General features: G+C 40.4%; 25 protein-coding genes. 8 read left to right on the forward strand and 17 right to left on the reverse strand.

Going from position 1 to position 24,193, the window contains the following annotated elements; genetic code table 11:
• Position 1: 1 nt before the first annotated feature.
• Positions 2–871 (forward strand): SDR family oxidoreductase, encoded by an 870-nt coding sequence (locus IGI50_RS18730; protein WP_438778088.1) that lies wholly within the window; start codon positions 2–4, stop codon positions 869–871.
• Between the two features lie 82 nt (positions 872–953).
• On the opposite strand, the gene IGI50_RS18735 is transcribed toward IGI50_RS18730, so the two are convergent.
• The 5 genes from IGI50_RS18735 to IGI50_RS18755 are packed head-to-tail and all read right to left on the reverse strand — an operon-like array spanning position 954 to position 4,241.
• Entirely contained in the window at positions 954–1,706 is a 753-nt protein-coding gene (locus IGI50_RS18735; RefSeq protein ID WP_438778089.1) for a class II aldolase/adducin family protein, read from the reverse strand.
• A gap of 17 nt (positions 1,707–1,723) precedes the next feature.
• Positions 1,724–1,990: a hypothetical protein gene (locus tag IGI50_RS18740; RefSeq protein ID WP_010743363.1), complete on the reverse strand. Its 267-nt coding sequence runs from the start codon at positions 1,988–1,990 to the stop codon at positions 1,724–1,726.
• Positions 1,991–2,018: 28 nt separating this feature from the next.
• Entirely contained in the window at positions 2,019–3,410 is a 1,392-nt protein-coding gene (locus tag IGI50_RS18745; RefSeq protein WP_438778090.1) for a PTS galactitol transporter subunit IIC, read from the reverse strand.
• A 32-nt stretch (positions 3,411–3,442) separates the two neighbouring features.
• Entirely contained in the window at positions 3,443–3,742 is a 300-nt protein-coding gene (locus IGI50_RS18750; RefSeq protein WP_070509881.1) for a PTS sugar transporter subunit IIB, read from the reverse strand.
• A 40-nt stretch (positions 3,743–3,782) separates the two neighbouring features.
• Positions 3,783–4,241, reverse strand: a complete 459-nt coding sequence (locus IGI50_RS18755; RefSeq protein WP_070509884.1) for a PTS sugar transporter subunit IIA — start codon at positions 4,239–4,241, stop codon at positions 3,783–3,785.
• 290 nt (positions 4,242–4,531) lie between these two features.
• Here IGI50_RS18755 and IGI50_RS18760 point away from each other — a divergent pair, with 290 nt between their 5' ends.
• From IGI50_RS18760 to IGI50_RS18770, 3 genes are all read left to right on the forward strand, one after another.
• Positions 4,532–5,293, forward strand: a complete 762-nt coding sequence (locus IGI50_RS18760; RefSeq protein ID WP_070509886.1) for a DeoR/GlpR family DNA-binding transcription regulator — start codon at positions 4,532–4,534, stop codon at positions 5,291–5,293.
• Complete coding sequence (locus IGI50_RS18765; protein ID WP_438778091.1) at positions 5,290–6,261, forward strand: 1-phosphofructokinase family hexose kinase; 972 nt, start codon at positions 5,290–5,292, stop codon at positions 6,259–6,261. Before IGI50_RS18760 ends, IGI50_RS18765 begins: the two co-directional genes overlap by 4 nt.
• 139 nt (positions 6,262–6,400) lie before the next feature.
• Positions 6,401–7,264: a hypothetical protein gene (locus tag IGI50_RS18770; protein WP_438778092.1), complete on the forward strand. Its 864-nt coding sequence runs from the start codon at positions 6,401–6,403 to the stop codon at positions 7,262–7,264.
• 30 nt (positions 7,265–7,294) lie between these two features.
• Here the strand turns inward: IGI50_RS18770 and IGI50_RS18775 are convergent, their stop codons facing one another.
• The 4 genes from IGI50_RS18775 to IGI50_RS18790 all read right to left on the reverse strand — a co-directional run bounded on the left by IGI50_RS18775 (position 7,295) and on the right by IGI50_RS18790 (position 11,600).
• Positions 7,295–9,712: a glycyl radical protein gene (locus IGI50_RS18775; protein WP_438778437.1), complete on the reverse strand. Its 2,418-nt coding sequence runs from the start codon at positions 9,710–9,712 to the stop codon at positions 7,295–7,297.
• Positions 9,713–9,871: 159 nt separating this feature from the next.
• On the reverse strand, positions 9,872–10,339 hold the full coding sequence (locus IGI50_RS18780) for a VOC family protein (protein WP_438778093.1): 468 nt from the start codon (positions 10,337–10,339) through the stop codon (positions 9,872–9,874).
• Positions 10,340–10,350: 11 nt separating this feature from the next.
• Positions 10,351–10,770 carry a GNAT family N-acetyltransferase gene (locus IGI50_RS18785; protein WP_438778094.1) on the reverse strand — a complete coding sequence of 140 codons (420 nt, stop codon included), beginning with the start codon at positions 10,768–10,770 and terminating at the stop codon, positions 10,351–10,353.
• 86 nt (positions 10,771–10,856) lie between these two features.
• On the reverse strand, positions 10,857–11,600 hold the full coding sequence (locus tag IGI50_RS18790) for a DeoR/GlpR family DNA-binding transcription regulator (RefSeq protein ID WP_438778095.1): 744 nt from the start codon (positions 11,598–11,600) through the stop codon (positions 10,857–10,859).
• 158 nt (positions 11,601–11,758) lie between these two features.
• On the opposite strand from IGI50_RS18790, the gene IGI50_RS18795 reads away from it, so the two are divergent.
• Positions 11,759–12,535, forward strand: coding sequence for a glycyl-radical enzyme activating protein (locus IGI50_RS18795; RefSeq protein ID WP_438778096.1), 777 nt, complete (start codon positions 11,759–11,761; stop codon positions 12,533–12,535).
• Between the two features lie 54 nt (positions 12,536–12,589).
• Here IGI50_RS18795 and IGI50_RS18800 read toward each other — a convergent pair whose 3' ends face one another.
• A complete protein-coding gene (locus IGI50_RS18800; RefSeq protein WP_438778097.1) occupies positions 12,590–13,465 on the reverse strand; it encodes a MurR/RpiR family transcriptional regulator in 876 nt (291 codons plus the stop codon).
• Positions 13,466–13,724: 259 nt separating this feature from the next.
• Here IGI50_RS18800 and IGI50_RS18805 point away from each other — a divergent pair, with 259 nt between their 5' ends.
• The 3 genes from IGI50_RS18805 to IGI50_RS18815 all read left to right on the forward strand — a co-directional run bounded on the left by IGI50_RS18805 (position 13,725) and on the right by IGI50_RS18815 (position 15,892).
• Entirely contained in the window at positions 13,725–14,144 is a 420-nt protein-coding gene (locus tag IGI50_RS18805; RefSeq protein ID WP_438778098.1) for a hypothetical protein, read from the forward strand.
• A 140-nt stretch (positions 14,145–14,284) separates the two neighbouring features.
• Positions 14,285–15,463, forward strand: a complete 1,179-nt coding sequence (locus IGI50_RS18810) for an iron-containing alcohol dehydrogenase (protein ID WP_438778099.1) — start codon at positions 14,285–14,287, stop codon at positions 15,461–15,463.
• 54 nt (positions 15,464–15,517) lie between these two features.
• Positions 15,518–15,892, forward strand: coding sequence for a MerR family transcriptional regulator (locus tag IGI50_RS18815; RefSeq protein WP_438778100.1), 375 nt, complete (start codon positions 15,518–15,520; stop codon positions 15,890–15,892).
• A 69-nt stretch (positions 15,893–15,961) separates the two neighbouring features.
• Here IGI50_RS18815 and IGI50_RS18820 read toward each other — a convergent pair whose 3' ends face one another.
• From IGI50_RS18820 to IGI50_RS18850, 7 genes are all read right to left on the reverse strand, one after another.
• Entirely contained in the window at positions 15,962–17,827 is a 1,866-nt protein-coding gene (locus IGI50_RS18820) for a glucose PTS transporter subunit IIA (RefSeq protein WP_438778101.1), read from the reverse strand.
• The gene (locus IGI50_RS18825) at positions 17,820–19,535 is read right to left on the reverse strand and encodes an alpha-glucosidase (RefSeq protein WP_438778102.1); all 1,716 of its coding nucleotides are present in this window, start codon (positions 19,533–19,535) and stop codon (positions 17,820–17,822) included. Before IGI50_RS18825 ends, IGI50_RS18820 begins: the two co-directional genes overlap by 8 nt.
• 56 nt (positions 19,536–19,591) lie before the next feature.
• The gene (locus IGI50_RS18830; RefSeq protein WP_438778438.1) at positions 19,592–20,590 is read right to left on the reverse strand and encodes a LacI family DNA-binding transcriptional regulator; all 999 of its coding nucleotides are present in this window, start codon (positions 20,588–20,590) and stop codon (positions 19,592–19,594) included.
• 165 nt (positions 20,591–20,755) lie between these two features.
• On the reverse strand, positions 20,756–21,373 hold the full coding sequence (locus IGI50_RS18835; protein ID WP_438778103.1) for a kinase: 618 nt from the start codon (positions 21,371–21,373) through the stop codon (positions 20,756–20,758).
• A 1-nt stretch (position 21,374) separates the two neighbouring features.
• A complete protein-coding gene (locus IGI50_RS18840; RefSeq protein ID WP_070509927.1) occupies positions 21,375–22,241 on the reverse strand; it encodes a class II fructose-bisphosphate aldolase in 867 nt (288 codons plus the stop codon).
• A gap of 30 nt (positions 22,242–22,271) precedes the next feature.
• The gene (locus IGI50_RS18845) at positions 22,272–22,667 is read right to left on the reverse strand and encodes a tetratricopeptide repeat protein (RefSeq protein ID WP_222227241.1); all 396 of its coding nucleotides are present in this window, start codon (positions 22,665–22,667) and stop codon (positions 22,272–22,274) included.
• A 15-nt stretch (positions 22,668–22,682) separates the two neighbouring features.
• Positions 22,683–23,966, reverse strand: coding sequence for a PTS sugar transporter subunit IIC (locus IGI50_RS18850; protein WP_438778104.1), 1,284 nt, complete (start codon positions 23,964–23,966; stop codon positions 22,683–22,685).
• Between the last annotated feature and the right edge of the window lie 227 nt (positions 23,967–24,193).

The following is a 24,193-nucleotide window of genomic DNA, read 5'->3' on the forward strand; positions in this document are numbered from 1 at the left end:
AATGTTTAAAATAGCTATTACAGGGGCCAATGGGTACCTAGCATCTCTCATCCAAGCAAGCAACAACGCTCGTTTTAACTTTATACCGATCACACGAAAAGACGTCGATTTAACAAATACTCAGGCCGTTACAAAGTTGTTTCAAGCGTTAGAATACGATCTCGTCTTTCATACTGCTGCTCGTCCACAAACAGCAGATTGTGAGCAAAATCCGAGAGACACTTATAAGGTAAATACCGAGAGTGCCATCAATATTGCAAAGGTTTGTCATGAGAAGAATGCTCGATTTGTTTTTTTGAGTACAGAACAAGTGTTTAATAATCGGAGCGAGGGCGCTCCCTATACTGAAGAAAGCCAAGTTGACAGCACCTCTGTTTATGGTCAGCAAAAAATGGAAGTCGAAAAATATTTAAGTGATCATAATAATGATGCAGTGATTTTACGCCTTTCTTGGATGATGGGTCTTTCTTTCCCTGGTGTTAGAAGCAGTCCAAACATCATTGAAAACGTAATGAATGCGCTCTTTTATAAAAAAAAGACTCACTTTTCAGTCAACGAAACTCGCGGAATGACCTATGGAAAAAATTTGGCTGAGCAATTTGAAAAAATCATTCATTTACCAAGAGGCATCTATCATTTTTCGAGTCAAAATGATTTGTCCACGTATGAGGCAGCAAGGCTTATTGGGAAAGCTCTTGGATATAATGACTCACTTATCAATCAATATATCTTGCCAGATCATCAACGATTTGCCGATCGGTTTCGAGATTTGCGCCTGTCAACAAACAAAATTGAATCACACGGCATTCGCTCTTCTACATTCGAAAATGATATTCATACTTGCTTGACTGATTTCGGTTGGCTGAAGTGAAGTAAAGAAAAAAAGTTGTTTCGCACGATCGCGAAACAACTTTTTTCTTTACGCGGTATTCAACTAAAATACTTATTAACAGTTAATCTCCCCCCGCAAATATTTCCTCACGGTTATAGATTGGCGTATGTCCCTTCAAATCCTCAAGCGTTCCAACCTGTTTTCCTTTAGAATAGTAACCATCTAATAAACCTAACGATTGGAAAATCGTCTGCTTATAGGCGATCTCTGCATTCCATTCAGTAGTATCAAGAATCTGCAAAGCCTTATGGATTGCTTCAATTCCTGTTTCTCCTGGTGCACTAATAAGCACGCCATGACTATTTAACAGCAGCATATTTGGCAGCTCCAGATTCTCTTTTTTCATATAGTTTGAGACTAATTCCGCTAGTTCAGGGGAACAATTCGGCTCAAAATCAAGTACCGGAACATAACCGACTTTTTGTGTCGCCTCCGTTAAGTTCGGCATATCCAATCCCGCCGTCGCCCAAAACATTGCATTAGGCGCATGTGCATGTAGCACTGCTTTAATTTCAGGGTTCGTATCATAGACTGCCTCATGCAGGTTGATTTCACGTGTCAATTTTCCAACACCATCGATGACTTTTCTAGTATGAGGCTCGACAACTAAGATTTGTGCTGAGGATACCTCACCTAAGTAGGCTTCAGACATCATGGTTGGGGTCATAATAATGTATTCTTTTCCATGTTGATCTGTCGTTTTAAATGAAAAGTTGCCTCCTGCGACATTTGTATTCTTTCTTGCGAAAATCAATTTCACAATCCGCGCTAGATCTTCACGTTCTCTTTCAAAAATCATTCGTCCATCTGACATAATCGAGACCACCTTTTCTATTTTTTGAATAATTTCTTACTGGTAATAGCTGTTTGTGCGGCCTGTCGAACCCGCATCGCGTCTTCATATTTTTTCCTTCTGCGTTCATCATACTCTTTAAACAAAACTGGATTTCCATACTTATAAACGATGATAGCCAAACCGATTGCAATAAGATTAAAAAGAATTTGCTGTGTCAAGAAGGCTAGGATAAAGCTGAGTATTGCAAGAAACAACACAGCGAACCATTTCGTTTTTTCTTTGTTCTCTCTTTTCTTTTCCATCCACTTTACCTATCCTTCCATGATTGGTTTAGCTAGCGACTTTTACGCCCTTAACTTTTTTCTCTGCCAGTTCTTCATATCTTTGACTCGGAACTTTAGCTTTGTTCATATATTTGTACAACCAAACAAACATCGCGATAAAAATAACCGCTCCAACAATTCCTAAAATATTGCCTTTAAAGGCCTCTGCAAATAGAATACGGAATTCTGGTCCTTCAATCGATGACCAAGTAATCTGTTGGCCTTTTTTGATCCCTTCAACAGCCCCAGTTTTATCTGCCAGACCTGTTAAAATCGGTGTTAAATACGTTGCAGCATATAAGTAAATCGGCATAGAAATCACGCCCATAATCAGCATTCTAACAAGATTACCACCCGTTAACAGCAAGCCGCCTACAGCAATCGAATAGTTGATAATACCAGCTAACGGTAAGACTGCATTGCCAGGTAAAATAATCGCATAGCCAATAAATACCGGCACTAATAGAATCGCCGTCACCCAAATTTCAGAACGACCTGCCAGTACTGGCCAGTCTAATCCGATATAAACTTCGCGATCTTTAAAGCGTTTCTTCATCATTTCAGACATGGCATCTGCTAATGGTGACAGTGATTGCATGAACATTTTTGAAATCATTGGGAATAAAGCCATCGCCGTCGCAATTTGAATCGCTAAATTTAATGAACCAGAGACACCATAGGCTGCGGCCAATCCTAAGCCTAAGCCGATAATAAAGCCCATAACGGAGTTTTCTGAGAAGACGCCGATTTTTTTCTTCAACGCCTTTGTGTCGGAACGCTTGTTAAAGAAAGGAATTTTATCCATGATGACATTAATCGGCAATAACAACACTGCGGAAATATTCATTAAATGCGTAACGGTTACCAACGGAATCCCAGTCAAATCTTCAATATGCCGCTGGAACATGTCGCCCATTTTTAATTCCAGAATTACCTGAGCAATCGCTGTCGCAAAACCAGCTATCAAACTGCCACTGATAAAATAGACTAAATAAGCAGTTAATGCTTTTCCCCAAACGTTCCACATGTCAACGTTCAACGTTTTCGTCCAGTTCAAAATTAACATGACAAAATTCACGCCTAACACGACTGCGAAGAAAACAAACGCATACGACCAAGACCAAGTGATACTTGCTGCACCTGTCCAGCCCAAGTCTAAAGCCGGCAAGTTAATCCCGGTATTTTTAGCTAACGCTTCTGAAGCTGGGCTCACAGCATTAGACATAAACCCAATAACCATTGACATCCCGGTAAAGGCAATCCCTAAGGTAATCGCTGACATAAATGCCTTTTTGAACTTCATTCCTGCGACAAGTCCTAAAATCAAAATAATCAATGGAACAAAAATAGCTGAACCTAACCCTAAGATATAATTGATGATGTCCTGAAATATTTGCACACTTCTCACTTCTTTCTCTATTTTTTTATTCGTTAGTCAACCAACGCCTTGATATCTTCATAAATTTGATCCGCTCCCATTCCTGTCAGAAAAGGAATTCCTGGAAAAACCTTTACTCCTAATTCATCCGCTTTTTCTAACACCTCATCATCTGGTTGTGCGACGTACACATAGATTCCTGTGGACGGCAACTCGTTTTGAATGGATTTGTAATCAACCGCCTCAACCGGAAAATCAATCCCATCATCCTCTAACAATCCAGCAATCTTACTAGCAATCGTTTGGCTCGTCGCCACGCCACTTCCACATGCAACAATCAATCTTCTTTTCATCTCAAATTCCTCCAACTTCTATAAGTTAATATATTTTTGATTAAATATTTTGTGTAAACAATTGATAAATATTTGTTTTATCCTGTTCTGCCATAAAGGTTCTTACAAAGTCTTCTTTCATAAATAATTCCATAAACGCTTGAAGTAAACCCACTTGCCCTTTGGGATCTTTAATGCCAAGGAAGAATAAGTTCTTAACTCCCATCTCTTGGCTATCGCCCATTTGCTTGACCTTTACCTCATTTTTTAATCGCGCAATATAAACAAACGGCTTTTCAATATATTCCGGATCAGAATGCGGCAGAGCAATATTCAGATGCTGCGTAATCAATCCAGTGGGAAATTGTTTTTCTCTTGCGGTAATGCCTTTTAAGTACCCATCATTGACAAAGCCCAGTGCTTTTAAATGCGCAGCCACCGTTTCAAAAACTTTTTCTTCGCTTTCTCCTTCTACTTCGAGACTGATCAGCTGTTTATCAAACATGTCCTTGTAGTTCACGTACGTTCGCTCCTCCCCAACTCGCGTTGAAATAATTTGTTAATCTTTGTTAACATTTGTTTTACAATGTAAATATACAACGGCAAAAACCGTTTGTCAACGCTTTCTTTTTCTTTTTTATTTTTAAAAAAATCGCTTCATTAAATTGATCCAGAAAATATTAACAAACTTTAACAACAATGAACATTTTATCCTTGCTTTTTTCTCCTTTAAATGCTATTAATTAATGTATAGACATGGCCACTTGATTGATGGTCTATTGTAAGAGCTTACTTATATGAGGTGATTTCATGTTAAAAAAAGAACGTCAGGAAAAAATTTTGGATTTGTTACATGCAAATGACTACCTATCCATTCCAGAAATATCTTCAAATTTGAAGGTCTCCGATATGACGATTCGGAGAGATATCAACGAATTAGCGGAAAAATCTTTATTAGTGAAAATTTATGGCGGTGCACAAAAGTTAGAAAAAATCGAACAGGAATTATCCACTCAAGAAAAAATTGATACCAATGTGTCGGAGAAAAAATTCATTGGAAAAGTGATGAACAGTATTATTTCCGATAATGACACGATTTACATCGGTGCAGGAACTACGATGCTTCATGCTTTGCCAGAAATAAAAAAAGCCAACTTATTTGTCATCACAAATAGTTTGCTGGCTTTTAATTATTTAATCTATAACACCGATTATCGCGTCCTGTTAACTGGTGGTGAATTTTCTCGTACCACTGAAGAATTTTACGGGGAAATTGCTGAAAAGAGCTTTGACAATTTGAATATCGATATTGCTTTTGCGGCAACAAACGGGGTCTTCGATAATAACGTCACAACCGCAAATTCTATCGAAGGTTCGATTCAACGAGTGGCTTTTGCCCATTCTCGCAAAAAATGCGTTGTTGCTGACAGCTCTAAATTTAACCGTTCAGATGTGTACACCTTCTATTCCTTATCAGATGTGGACTATTTAGTCACCGATGATCAGCTTTCAGACACGACATTTGAATACTACAGCTCATTTACGACGATCATCAAGGAGGAGCAGGAATGATATTAACGATTACACTTAATCCATCAATGGACTACAATTACCTTGTTTCTTCACTGACACTCGATCAAGTCAATCGTGTCGAAAATCCTCACACTTCCATTGGCGGAAAAGGTATCAATGCTGGCAGAGTCATCGCACAATCTGGCGAAGGCGTAGTTTTGACAGGTATTTTGGGTGGTCCAGTTGGGAAAATGATTCTAGATACCTTGATTGCAGAAGGACGCTATCAGCTAGAGTTTCTCCCTGTAGAAGGCAACTCAAGAAACGCCATCACCATTATGCACGACGGCAATACACATACTGAACTCGTAGAAAAAGGACTCTACTTATCGAAGGAAAATGAGCAGCTCTTTTTCCAGCATGTAGCAACTCTTTTAAAAAAATACGCAATTGATACGATTTGTATTTCCGGATCGGTTAATTCTGATGACTCAAACTTTCATCTACACTTATTAAGCTTTATTCGATCAATTGTAGGTACAGAATTTCCGATTTTAATGGACATTTCTGGCAAACAGCTGGAGAATGTTTTAACACAGCAAACTGTTCGTCCTAGCTTTATTAAGCCTAACACCCATGAGTTAGAAGAATTAGTAGGAAAAGAGATCCTTTCCACTGAGGAACTGATTACTATTTTAAAAGAGCCGCTATTTGACAATATCGAAACGATCATGATTTCCCAAGGGGGTGACGGCGCCATTGTCAAACATCATTCGACAATCTATGATGTACAAATTCCGCATGTTGAGATTGTGAATACTACAGGTTGTGGAGACTCAACAGTTGGAGGAATGGCCTTTGCGATCAGTCGTGGATATGCGATGGAGGATGCGATCAAATATGCGATGGCCTGCGGCATCTCCAATTCATTGTTTGAGACAAACGGTACGATTGATCCAAAACAAGTGAAAAAATTCACTGAAGTAGTTAAATTAACAGAAATTAATGAGCTAAGTATCAAAGGATAGGATAAAGCACAGTGCTGCCAAAGGAATATCTTGGACAGTGTGAGTTTTACACGATTTTTTCTTCACACTTTCACAATTTTTTAAACAGTTCTGCTTCATTCAAACTTAGAGATAATAACTACGAAAGGCTGTGAAAGAAATGGATAAAGCTCTGATGATGCGTATCGCAACTGATCATGGAGAATTAGTCAAAGATCCTCTACTACATCTCGAACAGTCAGACATTATACAAAGGTATACGCAGCTAAAAGATCTAAAACCATTAGGAAAAATTTTTGCCTTGATTGGTCTTTCAGAAATTCCATACACAGAGCAGTTGCCATTCACTCAAGAGCTGATCACATTTGTAAATCAACATTTGGCAACCTCGGATGGCTTTTCTTATACTGGAAAATTAGAAGAAATCGTTCCCTGCTACAACGCTCTGCTCTTTGAAGCTTATTGCCGCCTTGGACTAGGACATTCAAAAGAAGCGCAGAGTGCCCTTAACTGGATCAAGCAATTTCAGGTTTTTGATCGTAACCAGAAAACTAGTTGGCCTCACAAAGGAATCTGTAAGTTTGGCGGCTGTATGAAAAAGGTGCCTTGTTTTATTGGTATCGGAAAAATAGTGCGGGCCTTATTAACCTATCAGGACCTAGTTGATCCTAATGATGAAAAGGTCAACGAAATGATTCATTTAGGACTTGAATATATGTTACAGCACAATCTGTTTCGCCGACGATCGAATGGCCAGCCGATCAGTGCTCATATCACTGAAAGTATGTTTCCTCAAAGCTACCATCTATCATTGACGGATTTAGTTTATATTATTCAAAAAAGCCAATCTGCTAATGACCCGCGGGCGACAGATTTATTACAGCTAATAGCGAAAAAAAGAACTAAAACGGATGGCTGGAAAATCGACTACATTTATAAATATAACGGCTATGTCCCTTTTAATAATCGCCGTAAAGATTCAGAATGGTTAGATTATTTATATCATAAAATCGAAAAGACTTGATGAATTCGCTATTCATCAAGTCTTACTTTGTTAAATCACATGTTCTGTCCGTTCGATAATGTCATCTTGCGTTGCTTTTGATAACACATTGAAGAAGGCTGAGTAGCCGGCTACTCGAACTATCAAATCACGGTGTTTTTCAGGATGCTTCTGTGCATCGATCAAGGTTTCTCTTGAAACCACATTGTATTGAATGTGGTAACCATGCAGCTTATTGAAGAAAGCCCGTAACAACATGATCAATTTTTGTTTGTCTTCTTCTTTGGCTAACGTTTGCGGATTGACCTTTTGATTCAGTAAGACACCGCCGAGAATATCTTCGGTACTTAGTTTTGAAACAGACTTCAATACGGCAGTCGGACCATTTTTATCCATATTATGTGATGGTGAGCAGCCTTCTGCTAGCGGCACCCACGCATTTCGTCCATCTGGTGTGGCCATCGTTGCCCGACCTTGGCCAACATTCGCTGAAATCGAAGACGTTCCTGAATAGCGAATCCCGCCGATCGGTCCACGACCATAACGAGTATTTGGATATTTTGCGATTTCATCGATGTAGCTGTCATACGCTTCAGTAATCAGTTGATCGACCGAATCATCGTCATTCCCGTATTTTGGTACATCATTTAAAATCATTTGTTGGATTTCTTGACTTCGTTCGCTTGCATAATCGGTCATCAAAGCTTCCCATAGTTCATCCGGTGTCACTTTTTCTTCTTCAAAAACCAGTTGCTTGATCGCTGCCAATGAATCCGCCATGTTGGCGATGCCGACTTGCAGTCCAGAAATGAAATCATACACCGCGCCGCCTTCTTTCAAGGTTTTCCCGCGACCGATACAATCTTCCGTCAATGCTGAACATAAAATATCCGGCACCTCTCGTTCCAAGCCAAGATCGATGGCATTTTCCACGATCACACTCATCCGCGTTAATTCTCGTACTGTTTTATCCCACGCTTCCTGTAAATCCTCGTAAGATTTCATGTCTTTAAAATGCCCATACCCCTTAACAAAACGCTTGCCAGAAACTGGATCGATCCCATCATTCATGGCAATCATCAAAATTTTCGGGAAGTTCATGTAGCTCATCCCGGTACAACGATAACCCCATTTCCCCGGCACAGCCGTTTCTACACAACCGATCGCGCTATAATCGTAAGCATCTTCTTCCGTGACCCCTACCTTCATGAATGATGGAATAATAATCTCATCATTGTTGAAGGCCGGCATCCCGAAACCAAGCTTCATGACTTCGATACATTCATTCATAAAACGATTATCCAAACCGGCATGATAACGAACAGTTAGATTCGGCTGTGGCAATTTGGTTTGAGCGACACTCCGTAACACCAAATAAGACAATTCGTTTACAGCATCTTTTTTGTCCCGAGTCTGACCGCCGATGGTAACATTTTGATAAAGCGGACTGCCGGCACTGCTGAGTGTGTGGGATTGGCTGCGGACTTTATTGACCGTTAGTGTTTTGATCCAAAGATTGGTCAATAGTTCCACCGCTTGATCTTCAGTGATGGTGCCTTTGTCTAAGTCAGCCTTCAAATAAGGATACATATATTGATCAAAACGACCGTAGGATAATGAATGCCCGTTTGATTCAATTTGTAAAATCAATTGAATAAACCAAGTCGCCTGAATCGCTTCTTGAAAAGTCTCCGCAGGTTCATAAGGAACCTTGCCGCAAATTCGGCAGATCTCTAGTAATTCAGCGCGACGTTTAGGATCAGCTGTCTCGGCTTTTTCCTTAGCCAAAGCTGAGAAGCGCTCCGCAAATGTTTTCACCGCATCGATTACGATCAGTACGGCTTTATAAAATTGATACTTATCAAGACTTTCCGGAATCGTCAGATCAAGGGCCGCTTTTTCCTTCAACGTTCGTTCCTTGTACCCCTTTAGACCTACCTTCAACATTTGCCCATAATCCACCGCTAAATGAGCATCACCAGAATTCAGCTTGCCCTCCATTCCGAAGAAACCAGTTTCCATGAAGACACTCACTTCATCCGGTAGTAACGCCCAGCCCTTCGCACGCAGATTATTATTTTCCCAAAACGGTGCGATCGAGCGTAAATCTTCTTTAGTCTTCTCTGTAATATAGAAAACATCGCCATCTCGTTTTTCAAACAGATCCAATTCGTTCAATACAAATTCCATTGTATATTCAGGAAAAATCGGCGCATCTCGGTTGGAGGAGGCTTGGTTTCCGACGATTAATGTGTCTTCTTCAATATAAATCGACATTTTTTCCAAAATATTTTGCAGCATCAATGCGCGTTTCACTGTACTGGGCTGATTTTGATGTTCCTTATACGCTTCTGTCGCAAGCAAAGCTCGCTCTGCATCAATATAGGGCTTTTTTGTTAATACCGATTCGCGAAAATGATTCATGCGACTTGATAATTTTCCAAAATACGGTGCGTTTTGTTCTTTCATTTGAATACTCATGATTACACCCTCCATTTTCATTCGAAACTAAATTAATCTTCTTTCGTAATTATCATAGCATGTGAATAGACGCACAGTCAATAGAACTTCAAACGATTTCAATTCAAAAAGAGATATTGCACATTCGTGCAATATCTCTTTTTTAAGCTAGTCCAAAATATTTTCGATGTATTGAACGTCCACACCCGTTCGCTCAGCGGTCTCTTCAATCGTAAGCCCAGAATCAATGAAGCCTTTGACCACCATCGCAATACTCTCGGCCACCTCAATAATGTGCTTATCCAAATCATAGAAGCGGATCGCTCTTTGCCCCCATTCATGCTCTATTAACGGATGCAGATAGACGATATCCTCTCGCGCTTCTAACATAGCAACAAAATCGTCCATGTCGTCGGTTTCAAAATATAACTCAATGGCATTGTTCTCAAGCACGACATCCGTTTCCTTCTTATTGATGAAGTCCGCCCAAGTATCGACAGTCTGTAAGGATAAGCCGCCCGTCATTTGAACATGTACACCCGCATCCACCATTACTTCCAAGCCTAAAAGAGAATGATAAAATTCTTTGGCCTTATCAATATTCTCCACAGCGATCAGTGTTCCTTGATAGTTCATTTGTTTTCCTCCTAAATATTTTTAATAAAAAACATTTCCATCGGCTGCTGAAATTCAGGAACCGTAATCAGTAAACTGCCTGCTTCTTGATAGCCTAGCTTACGATAAAAATGCTGCGCCTGTTCATCCACTTGAGTAGAGGTCAGAAGTAGTTTGTAACCCGAATCTCGCATATCATTCTCCCAAAAATCCATTAACGCTCTACCGTAGCCCTTTCTTTGATACTCGTTCTTTACATGCAGCATCGTGCAAAATGGATGCTCGTCCCAGAAAAGATTGTATCGCAGCAAGCCCACAGATATTCCTTCAACGAGCAAGACATACCCCATCTTGTTACGAACCTTTTGATCAAATTGTTCTCTGGGTAACGCATGATCCAATGAATACCAAAATGCGCGATCTGAATCTTGTACATAACGAATGTTTCTCACAATTCGTCACCACCAGTTTTCTAATAGTATAGCATTTTACTAAAAGAAAAAATCAGCCAGATTAAACTCTGACTGATTTTCCATGACTATACCGTAAATACCTCAATATTTTCTTTCTGCAAAAATTTCCGTGCCTCATCTTCAATCATTCCATCTGTATAGACCTTGCTGATCTCACTAAAGGCAAACTCAGAAACAACCCCGTTTTGTGAAAATTTACTAGAATCAGTCAAAACGATCGTTTGGTTCGCCGCTGTTGCCAACATACGGGTCGTATCGCAGCGAGTGATATCACTTCCGGTAAAGCCTCTGCGCTTATCAAAGCCGTCAATTCCAACAAATAATTTATCGACGTAAAACTCATTGATCACCTGTTTAACTAATGGCCCCACATTGACTTGGGATTCTTTTTGATACTCGCCGCCAATCAAAATCACCTTTACCGATTCCGCCTTACGAACATAGGAAGCAATAAAACAAGAGTTAGTAATGATCGTAATATCGTTTCGATTAAAGGCAAGCTCTTCTGCTAATAACGCACAGGTCGATCCTGATTCGATCATGATCACTTCTCCGTCATGGACGATTTTACTGGCCTCCAGTGCAATCTTGCGTTTCAGATCATAGTTTTGAGCCAGCCGATAGTTGATATCGTCCGTATTATTCAGTAGTGCATAGCCATGCTGGCGGTGAAGCAGCCCACGAGCTTCTAATTTATCTAAATCCTTTCGAATCGTTACTTTCGAAACATTTAATAGTTCGGAAAGCTGGTTGACCTCGATTTTTTTTTTCTTGCTGACAATCGCAAGAATCTCTTCTTCTCTAGACATCTATTCTTCTCCATTTATCCTGTATTCTTTTTATCAGACTATCATAGTTTTCGTAAACGAACAACTTTTTAAGTATTTTTAGTTTCGTACGTAACATTTATTATTTACGTTAACAATTTTATGTGCTACACTCAAGGGGACTCAGAGGAGGGTTTTCGATGACTGATCAAGCATGTATTTTCAATATCCAAAAATTTAGTATCCATGATGGTCCCGGCATTCGTACGGTTGTATTCTTCAAAGGATGCCCCTTGCGTTGTTACTGGTGCTCAAACCCCGAATCTCAAAATGGCAAACCTGAGCAAATGTGGGATACGCAAAAAAATACCCATACAACAGTGGGCGAATACAAAACAATGGATGAGATCATTACTGAAGTTATGAAGGATGAAGCTTTCTATGAAGAATCCGAAGGCGGAGTCACCCTTTCCGGCGGGGAGGTCTTGTATCAAGCAGCGTTTGCTACGGAACTGCTGCGCCAGTTAAAAGCGAAGAATATCCACACTGCTAGTGAAACGACTGGCTATGCCAAGCCTGAGGTATTTCTTCCGTTTATTGAACAGGTAAACTTGCTGTATTTCGATATTAAACATCATGATGAAGAGCAGCACAAGGTCGGTACTGGTGTTTCATTGAAGCCGATTTTAAAAAATCTTTCCTTGGCTTTGAAGCGGCAACAGAATCTTGTCGTGCGAATCCCTGTTATTCCTGGTTACAACGATGGTCCAGAAAACGCGGAAGCATTCGCTAGCTTATTCAATCAAATGGGACTCTCGACAGTCGAACTCCTCCCCTTCCACCAATTTGGCGAAAAAAAATATGCGTCCTTGGACCGCACGTATCAAATGCAAGATATTCCTCAATTGCATACCGAGGACTTGGAATATTTCAAAGCCATTTTAGAGAATCATCAAATAACGTGTAAAGTACACTAAAAGACCGAACTGTTCTTACTGAGCAGTTCGGTCTTTTTATCTAATCACGAAGTTCTACTCCCTGAGAATCTCGGAATCAGAAAAGCGATCATTTTCAATTTTTTTCGATGAAGCAATTTTTAATGCCACATTGGCATCATAGTCTAATGCGAATACACAGGAATATATGACATTTAATAAATAATTGATTGCCGCATCCGTGGAATAGGTAGAAATCTTAGAATATAGTTTTTCACGTGTACACAGTCGAAGGATTGCATCTGCGTAACGAGCGGTCGTATTTTCCCCCATACTAGTAATAGTAATCACTGGAATATTCTGTTCAAATAATAATTTGGCAACCTGATTAAGACTGCCAGTTTCACCGGAATAAGTGATAATCAGTCCACAGGAATCCTGTTTAGCTAAATAAGCATTAAAAAAAATTTCTCCTTGAATAGAATGGATTTTCACTTCCTTTTTGATTCGACTCATTTGATGTGAAAATTCCTGAGCAACTAGCAAATTATTACTTGCTGCAAAAATATTGATTTCAGAGGACCTAGCAATCATATCCACAACTCTGCGCAAATCGTCATGGGTAATCAGTGAAAGGGTATCTTCAATGGATTCTATTTCCAAACGAGCAATTTTGTTGGCGATCGTCATGAGTGAATCCCTTTTTGTAAAGGGATAATTTGCGTCGATACAAGAAACACTCTTCTCTAAATAATCCAGTTCATTGAGGAAGTCTGCCTTTAAAGCCGTCCAGCCGCTATAATTCAACTTCTTAGCAATACGGACTAACGTAGATTTCGATGAAAAGGTAGCTGCGGCGATTTCTGCCGTTGTTTTATTTTGGATATTTCGTTGCTGCTCAAGCAAATAATCCACTACCTGCTTTTCACTAGTAGTGAAGGGTTGAGTCTCTAACCTTTCTTGTAAAAGCATCCTTAGTTCCTCCTAAACGTTAATGAAACGGTTGTTCAAAAAAATTGATTATTTTTCCATTGTTTTTGGAACGCTGTTTCTGTTTATTTTAAAGGGATTTAAAACCATTGTATCAGTTGCTATGATGATTTCAAGAAGCAGCCCGACGCTTTTCTTTTACCCCTCAATTCTTTTTGATTGACTTCGAGCGTAGTAGAGGTATTATGGTAACTTTGTGCTATTTCTAGTGATTCTCCTGTATGTAGAAAGGAAGAGAACGATGCCAAAAATGAAAAAACTGACCATTATCAGAGAAACTCAGAGTAATAGAATTGTCGATACCCTAGTAGATCGTTTTAAAGAGCTTGCTGAAAAAGAAAAACTTTCGGTCCAAGTAACGGTTGTTCCTTTTGATGAAAAAGCTAATCAAGAGCTAACTGGTGATATTCTGCTATTAAGTCTTCCCTTGATGAATGAACTGCATTATTTGAATCGATTAAAAAGTAGATTCTATTTTGTCTCCTTCATTGATCCCTATGCCTATGCCTTAATTGACGAGAAAAGACTGTTAAAACAACTTCAGCTGATCGAACAGTTTGAAACCGAAGAGATAGGAAAATTTCATCCACGAAACAGCTGGACCTACACCGATTATTATCTTGCCACCACTCAAATGAAAAAAGAACAAGCCGCAAGTTAATGACCCTGTAAAAACCTTATGTTTGCCGATTAACGGGCAACATAAGGTTTTTTCGAATCGTTTTTAGTTTTCCTGTTGACTTAGAGTGTAGTCGAAGTACTAAGCTAAATTTGTACAAGGAAAATAAAGGAGTGGTTCAGATGAATCAAACGGAATTTTATGCCCCTACCAAAGTAATTTTTGGCGAAGATACAGAACAACAGGTTGGTGAAGTGATTGCTAACTATGGTTTCAAAAAAGTCTTAATCCATTACGGAGGACAAAGTGCCTTACGTTCAGGATTAATCCACCAAATCAAACACTCGCTAATCAAACATGCTATTCCATTTGTAGAATTGGGTGGTGTTGTTCCCAACCCTGTCTTATCCCTCGTTTATGAAGGGATTGATTTAGCTAAAGCGGAAAATGTTGATTTCATTCTTGCTGTTGGAGGCGGTAGTGTAATCGATTCAGCAAAAGCAATCGGCTATGGTGTGGCAAATGACCGAGATGTTTGGGACTTTTACAGCTCCACCGCTAAACCCGAAGCCTGTCTTCCTATTGGAACGATCTTAACAATTGCCGCTGCGGGCAGTGAGATGAGCAACGGGTCCGTGATAACGAACGAAACGGGAAATTTAAAGCGTAGCTGTGATACTGATTTGAGTCGACCACTTTTTAGTATCATGGATCCAAAATTGACTCTGACCTTATCAGATTATCAGACCGCGGCTGGTTGTGTAGACATTATGATGCATACGATGGAGCGCTATTTTAATCATGGTGAGAACATGGAGATCACGGATCGGATCAGTGAAAGTTTATTGCGTGTAGTTATGAAAAATGCTTTGATTCTAACGAAAGATCCGAAAAATTTAACTGCTCGAAGTGAAGTCATGTGGGCAAGCAGTCTCTCACATAATGGCTTGACTGGTTTCGGAACAGATGGCGGTGATTTTGCAACCCATAAAATCGAGCACGAATTAAGTGGGATGTATGGTGTGACTCATGGCGCAGGATTAGCAGTTGTCTGGCCAAATTGGGCACGCTATGTTTATAAAGAACGGATCGAGCGCTTTGTTCAATTCGCTGTCAATGTAATGGAAATCGTTCCGTGTAAATGCGTTGAAGAAACTGCACTAAAAGGCATCCACGCGATGGAAAACTTTTATCATGCCATCAATATGCCTACTACCTTAAAAGAACTAGGACTGGAGCCAACAGAAGCCGATTTAAAAGAAATGGCTGAAAAATGCGATTATCGGTCAGACGGGACGATTGGTATCGTTAAAAAATTGACCGTATCAGATGTCTTCGCTATTCTAAAATGTTCGCGCTAATGTGAAGAATCATCTGTTAAAATAAAAGAAAACGATTCAAAAGGAGAAAAAATAATGGGGTATAAAATCAGCGAGATTTCAAAAAAGACGGGACTCAGTGCCTATACCTTAAGATTTTATGATCAGAAAGGTCTGCTTCCCTTTGTTGCCCGGGATGAAAACGGTAGACGTCATTTCAAAGATGAGGATTTAGAGTTTCTTTCAATTATCACTTGCTTAAAGGATACTGGGATGCAGCTCAGTGAAATAAAGCAATTTGTTGTATGGTCAATGAACGGCGATCCCACTTATAAAAAAAGATTAGATTTTTTTACAGAGCATAAAAAAGAAGTTGAAAAACAACTGGCCCAAACACAAGCCTATCTCTCAAAAATCGATCGAAAAATCGATAAATATACTCGCCAGCACGAGGCAGCAGTCAAAGAGTAAGATTGCTTTCAAAAAAGAAGCCCTTGTCCATAAGCAGACGGGGGCTTCTTTTCTACATCGATAAGGTATCTATGATCCTAAAATGGGTTGCACATAATCCTGATTGTATTCCAATCCCGCAATTGTTTCCTTCGAATCAGTGATGATTACCATCACAGTCGCATCTTTTCCTTTAGCCTCGATCATTTCCAAATCAATGGTTCCAATTACTTGACCTTGTTGAATAGTTTCGCCCTCTTTGATAGTTAAGTTGAAAGGAGCGCCATTTAATTCAACGGTATCGATGCCTAGATGAAGCAATAATTCCATGCCGTCATCCGTCACGATCCCAATGGCGTGTTTCGTTGGTGCGATCATTTTTACAATCCCGGAAATAGGTGCTTTGATCGTTCCATTACTCGGTAAGACTGCAAATCCCTCTCCCATCATTTTGCTGGCAAACACTTGGTCATCGACTTCCGTGATTGGAATAATCTCGCCTTCGATCGGTGAATATACCTTAACATTTTGAGCACTTACTTGAGTTTTCGCCACTTTCTCAACCGTCTCACTTTTTTTAATGACGAATAGATTTGTCAGCACAAAGGCCAAAATGAAGGTTGCGACTCCCACTACTATATAAGTAATTACTTGATAAGGTTCGTAAATATACATCAAAGGTGAGAGCAAAACAGCTAAACCATAGCTATTCGCTTGAATGCCTAATAATGAGAGAACCATACCGCCAACGGCAGAACTGCCTAACATGACTAAGATCGCTTTCATTCCGGTACGCATCACTACCCCGAACAAGGCCGGTTCGCTTACTCCTAGCATTTGGGTAATAGTTGCCGAGATACCTGCTGTTTTCACTGAAGAACTTTTTGTCCGTAAAGCAATCGCCAAACAGACCGCCGCATTCGCAAAGCCGTACATTGCACAAACAGTGATCAGCGGATTAAAGCCAGTCGAAGCAATTAACGAGGTCTCAATCATAATGAACATATGGTGCATCCCGGTCATTACGGCAATCGGATATAAGAAACCGATAATCAAACCGCCAATCCCCAACGGCAGGTGCAGAAACAGTTCAATCACTTTCACTGCTTGACCTTCAAAAGCATGAACGATGGGGCCTAAGACAAACAACGCGACAAATACGGAGACAAGAATCACTAAAAATGGTGTAAAAATTAAATCCATCGCATTCGGCATGATTTTCCGTAATTTTTTCTCCAACGTCGCACCGATCATCCCGGTGATCAACGCCGTTAGAATCGAGCCTTGATAACCGACAAGCGGGATCATTCCAAAAGCCATAATTGGTTCCGCCGTTCCCCCTGCCACTGCGTATGCATTTGGCAACGCTGGAGAAACCAGCATCAACCCGATCAAGAATCCAATAATTGGCAGTCCGCCCATCTTTTTAAACGCGGACCAGCAGATAAAAGCGGTTAGAAAACCAAACGCGGTGTCCGTCAAAACAGTGACAGAGGCACTCAACCATTCTGGAATACTATCGGGCGTTAACCCCATCACATTTAGAACGGTTTCATTGAACAGTACTCCCTTCAATCCAAGGAAAAGACCGGTCGCACCAAGAATCGGGATGATTGGAACAAAAATATCCGCGATATTTCTAACGGCTCGCTGCAGCGGAGACGAATCATCCTTCGCCATTTGATCCTTCGATACCTCATTAAATGAATAAATCGATTGCAAAGCATCATAAACTTTATTAACGATTCCTGTTCCTAGAATGATTTGATACTGCCCGGCATTATAAAAGACTCCTTTGACTTCTTCGACTTGTTCCACCTGACTGTCATCAATGGCCTTGCGATCTTTTACCTGCAATCGTAAACGGGTCGCGCAGTGCGTAGCGGAGACAATATTATCTTCTCCTACGACTGCAACCAGTTTTTTAGCGATCTCTTGATAGTTTGTTTTAGTCATGATTTTCATCCTTTCTGATGACAACGGCTTGGTAAGGCTGCAATACCTTCATCCCAGCTTGCTCCTTCAATTCGTGATAATTGTTCAATAAAACCTCGCCTGAAGTCTTGATTTCCTGCTCCTGATTGCTTAGATTGACAAACACTTGCACGGTTTCCTTTCCAACTCGTTCATAAGCAATCACTGCATCGGCTGTATTCAATGGAACAAACTGACCATAAATCAAAGTGTCGCGATATTCCGAATGATTTCGTAAGTGGATCATTTGCTGATAGTGAGAAAAAACAGAGTCTGAACGGTTAATCTGATCCGCTGCATTCACCTCAGCTTGATCTCCCGTCAATTTTAACCATGACTCGTTTGATTTACTAAATCCTGCATTCGCTGTAGCGTTCCAAGAAAACGGCGTACGGGTATTGTCTCTCGAACGTTGATTAACAAAATTCAGCGCTTCTTCCTTAGAAAATCCTTCTAGCAATGAACGATGGTAATTATCAATACTGGACACATCATTGAAATCCTCGATTGACTCCCGTTGAAAGTTCTTCATCCCGATTTCTTGTCCTTGATAAATAAATGGTGTCCCTCGTAAGAAAAAGAACATTGTTCCTAATGCCTTCGCTCCTATCTCGTTCTGATAGCGTTTATCCGTGATATATTTTGATAGTGATCGTGGTTGATCATGGTTTTCTAAGAAATTGGCACCCCATCCGCTCTTTTGGATCGCGTTTTGACTTTTAAAAACCAACTCTTTCAAGTCCTGTGGCTGCCAATTGGTGCGGCGGAACCATTCGCTACCATTTTCCACATCGACATCTGCGTAATGAAAGTCAAAAATCATATTGAAATAGCCGTCTTCACCTATATATTGATCATATTGATCATAGGGAACGCCGGGGGCTTCACCGACACTGACACATTCATATTTTTGGAAGGTCTCGCGGTTTAATTCTGCCAAGAATTTTTCGATTCCGGGACGATTTCTAGTTTTATTTTTGACACTGCCTAAGCCATCACTGCCGTCAATTTCTACGTCTCCGTAGTCCTGATCCTTTTTGATAAAGGTGATCGAATCGATGCGAAAACCAGCAATTCCCTTCTCCAGCCACCAATTGATCATTTCATAGATTTCTTGTCTCAAGGCTGGATTTTCCCAATTCAGATCAGGCTGTCTTTTATCAAAGGTATGGAAATAATACATGTTGTCCTCATTTGGTACTGGCTCCCAAACACTGCCGCCAAAAATCGAACGCCAATTATTCGGCAGGTTGCCCTTTTTACCCGCTTTAAAAATATAATAATCACGATAGAGACTTTCTGGATCTGCTAAGGCAGCTTGGAACCACGCATGTTCGTCAGAAGAATGGTTGACGACCAAATCAAGAATCACTTTCATTCCTCTCGCCTTCGCAGCTTCGATCAACTCCGTTAAATCCTCCATCGTACCAAATTCTGCTTGTATACCTTTATAATCGGCTATATCGTATCCATTATCAACCATTGGCGAGGTAAAAATTGGACAAATCCATAGCATCGTTACACCAAGCTCTGCTAAATAGTCCAGCTTCTGGGTAATCCCTTTAATATCACCAATGCCGTCCCCGTTGCTGTCGTAAAAACTCTTCGGATAAATCTGATAGACGACTTCTTCCTTCCAAAAATTCTGTTCCTCATTTTGTTGCTGCTTTTCCTTTAAAATCATTTCCATGAATGTTCTCTCCTTTTTGTGGTATCGATATCATATTTGGTTTCAAAAAAATCTGCTTAAGCAGATTTTCGTATAATTAAGTCTAATACTAGTTCAGAAACATCCAATTGATAGTCCTTTTCTTCCATACGAGCGATCAGCCAATTGGTAGACTCTCGTCCCAGTGCTTCAATTGGTTGTTCAATTGTTGTCAATGGTACTGCCAACATTCCGGTGAAAGGCTGATTATCAAATCCCATAATCGCCAAGTCCTCAGGTACCCGCTTGCCCACTTCCAAGTATCGCTCTAAAATACCGCTTGCTACTTCGTCACTGCTGGTAAATACGGCATCCGGTCGATTTTCCTCTGGCAAGGATAATAGCTTATCTGCTACTTGTCTGCCATCTTCGATCGTATGCACTTGCTTAAAGATCCAATCAATTTTCATTGGCAGCTTGTGCTCATTGACTGCCCGCTCAAATCCTTCAGTACGGGAGTTTCCGTGCCCGCCTCGAGTCAAGGTGCCGCCTGTACAATAAGCGATTTTTTTATATCCTTTACTGATCAAATACTCCGTTGCATCAAAGCTGGCCGCTTCTTGGTTCGTGTAAACCTGCGGCAAATCGGCACCGGGAATTTGTTCATTACATAAAACAATCGGCCCATATTCTTGGTACGCTTCAATAACCTTTGGGTCGCCTTCGATCGAGCACATGATCAAGCCGGCAATCACCTGCTGTTTCAGCATCTCCAACATATTCGTCTCAGCCTTTTTATCATCATAAGTTTGCATGACTAGCACGTTATAGCCGTTAGATCGAGCACTTTTTTCAATAGAATCGACCAAATGAGAAAAGAAGGGATTCACGATACGTGAAACTAAAATACCAATCATCGTTCCTTTTTTTGAGCGAAGTTGCGTCGCTACCGAGCTGGGAGTATAATCCAATTCGGCCATTGCGGCTTGAATTCGTTTACGTTTGTCTTCAGAAATATATGGGTGATTGTTTAAGTATCTAGAAACTGTCGAAACAGATAGACCTGCTTTTTTCGCTACATCTTTGATGGTTGCCAATATCTCACCGCCTTGTGATATCGATTTCATAATTATCATACGATGTCACCGATTGATTGTCAACACAAATTCTTTAAAAAAACAATTCCGAAATTTGATTCACTGCTTTACTTCTTTCTAAATAAGTAAGTAAGCCTGTTAAAAAGAACCGTTAATTATTACTAATCAACGGTTCTCTGCGATTCGTTCAGCTAATTCTTTTAAGAAAGGTTCATAATCGACCGTCGAAAAGTCTGAGACATCAAACTCCACTAAACTGCCTAATTGAAAATGGTTGTAGCCGCGCTTCTCGATAATTTCGCGAAAGGCCTCTTCTGTAATTAAATTATCTGCTTGGCTTCGATCAATTAACTCATCGCCAAAATGATAATGACTCATAATATGGCTCAAATGACGATCCGGCTCAACATCCCGAACTTTTCTGCGAGCCCAAAGTGTGTCAAAATCTGCGACTAAGCGAATGGTGATGGGCTCATATTCGTATCGTTCAGACAAAGCGCTCAATTTGTCTTTTTGCTTATCGCTGAAAGGATATTCGGAGATCACGATACGTTTTCCAACGCCCATGTAAAGTGCCAGTGCGCTGTAATAAAAATCCCAAACTCGTTCCTCTAGCTCAGCTTTTTCGGTGAGATTATTAAACCCAATTGTATCGGCCAAGATCTCCTTTCCCTCATCCGGCGTGATCAAGAAAAAATCACCTAAAACACGCCGCATTTCATTGATCAAATAGGATTTTCCAGTAGCGGGACTGCCAGCAATCAAAATCAAGTACTTCTTCATTTTATTTTTGCATCGCCAGTGGACTGTCCACATTCATAAACAGACCGATTTTATGCTTGACGATTTCTTTCACCGCCAAATTGGCTGGAATCACATTGTGACGTAGGGATTTATTCACTTCGGTTTCTCCGAATGATTCTTTCGCGACCTTCGTCCAATTAACGAGTAATTCCGTCCCAACGTTGAATTTACGAATCCCATTATTGATCAATTCTGGATAATCTTCTTCTTTTACACCAGTCCCGCCATGGATGACCAAGGGCACATCAACGACTGCATGAATCTCTTTTAACAATGGAATATTGACTTCGGTTTTAGATTTGAATTGTCCATGATTGGTTCCAATCGCAATTGCTAACGCATCAATATCCGTTTGCTTGACAAATTCTACCGCATCCTCAGGCCTTGTATAGACTTTGTCATCTTCAGCTACTGAGATTCCTTCTTCTGTTCCGCCGATAGTCCCTAGTTCTCCTTCAACAGAAACACCCTTCGCATGCGCATACTCAACCACTGCTTTTGTTTTAGCAATATTTTCCTTGAACGGCAGATGTGAACCATCATACATGACACTTGAATAGCCAGAATCGATTGCCGCTTTGATCTCATTAAAATCTCTGGCATGGTCTAAATGTAATGCAACATCTACCATTTCTGTATTAGCTATTTCTTTCACTACTGCCACCATCAGGTCATACCCAATGTATTTCGCTGTATCAATACTGGTTTGAATGATGATCGGTGCGCCCTTTTCTTTAGCCGCTCGAATCATTTCCGGCAGCATTTCTAAATTATGGGTGTTAAAAGCCCCAATCGTCATGTTCAACTCTTCTGCTATTTGTGTTACCTCTTTTAATGTTTTATACATTTATCCAATACCTTCTTTTCCCTTAATTAGTTACCCGCTGATCGTTACTTTTTTTGCGATTTGACGCATCTCGTCCATTTTGCTCATGTACTTCTCGATACCCGCATCATCCCCGTTGCGAGCAGCTTCTGCTCGTTTTCCGTTATAAAGACTCATTAATTTTTTGTAGCCGTCACCAATCGTCAGTTTTTCTTCTAAACTTTTTTCTAAACTTTCGATGGCGTTATCCGTTTGTTCCAGCTTGGCATAGTTCAGCCCCAGTTGTTCATGTAAACGCGCCAACTCGGTTTGATCGTCTGACGTAGCAGAGATTTTAGATAATAATTGCTGGTTATCCTCGTTTAAGCGATCTTTCTCTTCTGTGGAAAGTTCAACTTTCTCCTCTGTCTTTTCCGGTTTGCTCTTTTTCTTAAAAAAACCAAACATTGTAAAACCTCCTAATTAGAACATTTTCAAAATCGGACTAAGAATCCACGCATAAAGTAATGCGGCAGCTACAGTATCCACATCGGTTGCAGTCGCGTTGACAAAGCCCATTTGATTAAAGATCGTTACCAAAAGCGCTGGTAGTAAGGTAATGAAGAAGCCGTGGGCGATCCCACCGATGATTGCGCCGCGACGTCCACCAGTCGCATTTCCGAAAATCCCCGCTGTACCTCCGGCAAAGAAGTTCGTCAGCATTCCTGGTAAAATCATGGCTAAACCAAACGTTGGCAAGACAAACATGGCAATGATCGTACCAATCGTAGTTGTAATGAAGCCTAAGATTACTGCATTTGGTGAATATGGGAAAAATACTGGACAATCTAATGCAGGAATCGCATTTGGAACCAGCTTCATCGCGATTCCGCGGAAGGCTGGAACGATTTCCCCTAACAACAAACGTACCCCTGAAAGCAAGACATACACACCCACCACAAATTGAATGGCTTGTAAGAAGGCAAACATCAGATAGTGCTGTGATCCATGATCACCTACGCCGGCACCTGCGAATGCAGCAGTAATAATATATAATGGCACCATTACTACCATTACGGATAAATACGTGTCCTGCAGGAACTCAAAGGATTTTGGCAAATTGATGTCTTCAATTGATTTTTTATTCTCGCCGCGTTCACCGAAAATATAGGCTACCCCCGCTTCAAACATGTAACCGATTGTACAGAAATGCCCCAGCGCAATATCATTCGACCCTGTAATCTTTTGAATGATCGGCTGTGCAATCGCCGGCATAGCTACCGCGAAAATTGCCCCAACGATACTTCCGATTACGATCAGCACTAAACCTCTTAGGCCAGCAAAGTAACCAAAAACAGTTGTCATTGTCGCCATCCATAAAATTGCTTGACCAGTTAAGAAAATGTATTTCCATTTTGTAAAGCGGGCAATCAAAATATTAACAATAAAAATACCTAGAAACGTTAGTGCGATATCACGTCCTAACCCCAGTTCATTCATCGCCTGTCCGTTGATCGCCTCGATCGAAGGAATAATTCCTTGCATGTGGAACCCTGCGGTGAAGATTTCACCAAAATAGGTCAAGCTGCCAACAATAATGCTGGAACCAGCACTCAAAACCTGGAAACCAAGCAAAGTTTTCAATGTCCCAGATACTACTTGTCCAGCTGATTTTTTCTGCAAACACAACCCCAGCATCGCGATTAAAGCAATCGTGATCGATGCCTGCGTTAAGATATTCTCGATGATAAAATTAACTACTCCCATTTGTTTCGCTCCTTATTCATAGTAATGTAATCATTTTTCAAAAATCGAAAAATGAATCTGATTTTCATGCCGTATACCATTCCACTAGTCCCTTTTACTAAATTCGCTCAGCTTTATTTTGAGTGGGTTCACTTAATCAACTGGTAAGTGTGGAACTGGCATCCTTATTCATAGTAATGTATTCATTTTTCAAAAATCGAAAAATGAATCTGATTTTCATGCCGTAT

Origin of the sequence: Enterococcus sp. DIV0170, from assembly GCF_051710765.1 — a bacterium.
Lineage (GTDB): Bacteria > Bacillota > Bacilli > Lactobacillales > Enterococcaceae > Enterococcus_A > Enterococcus_A raffinosus.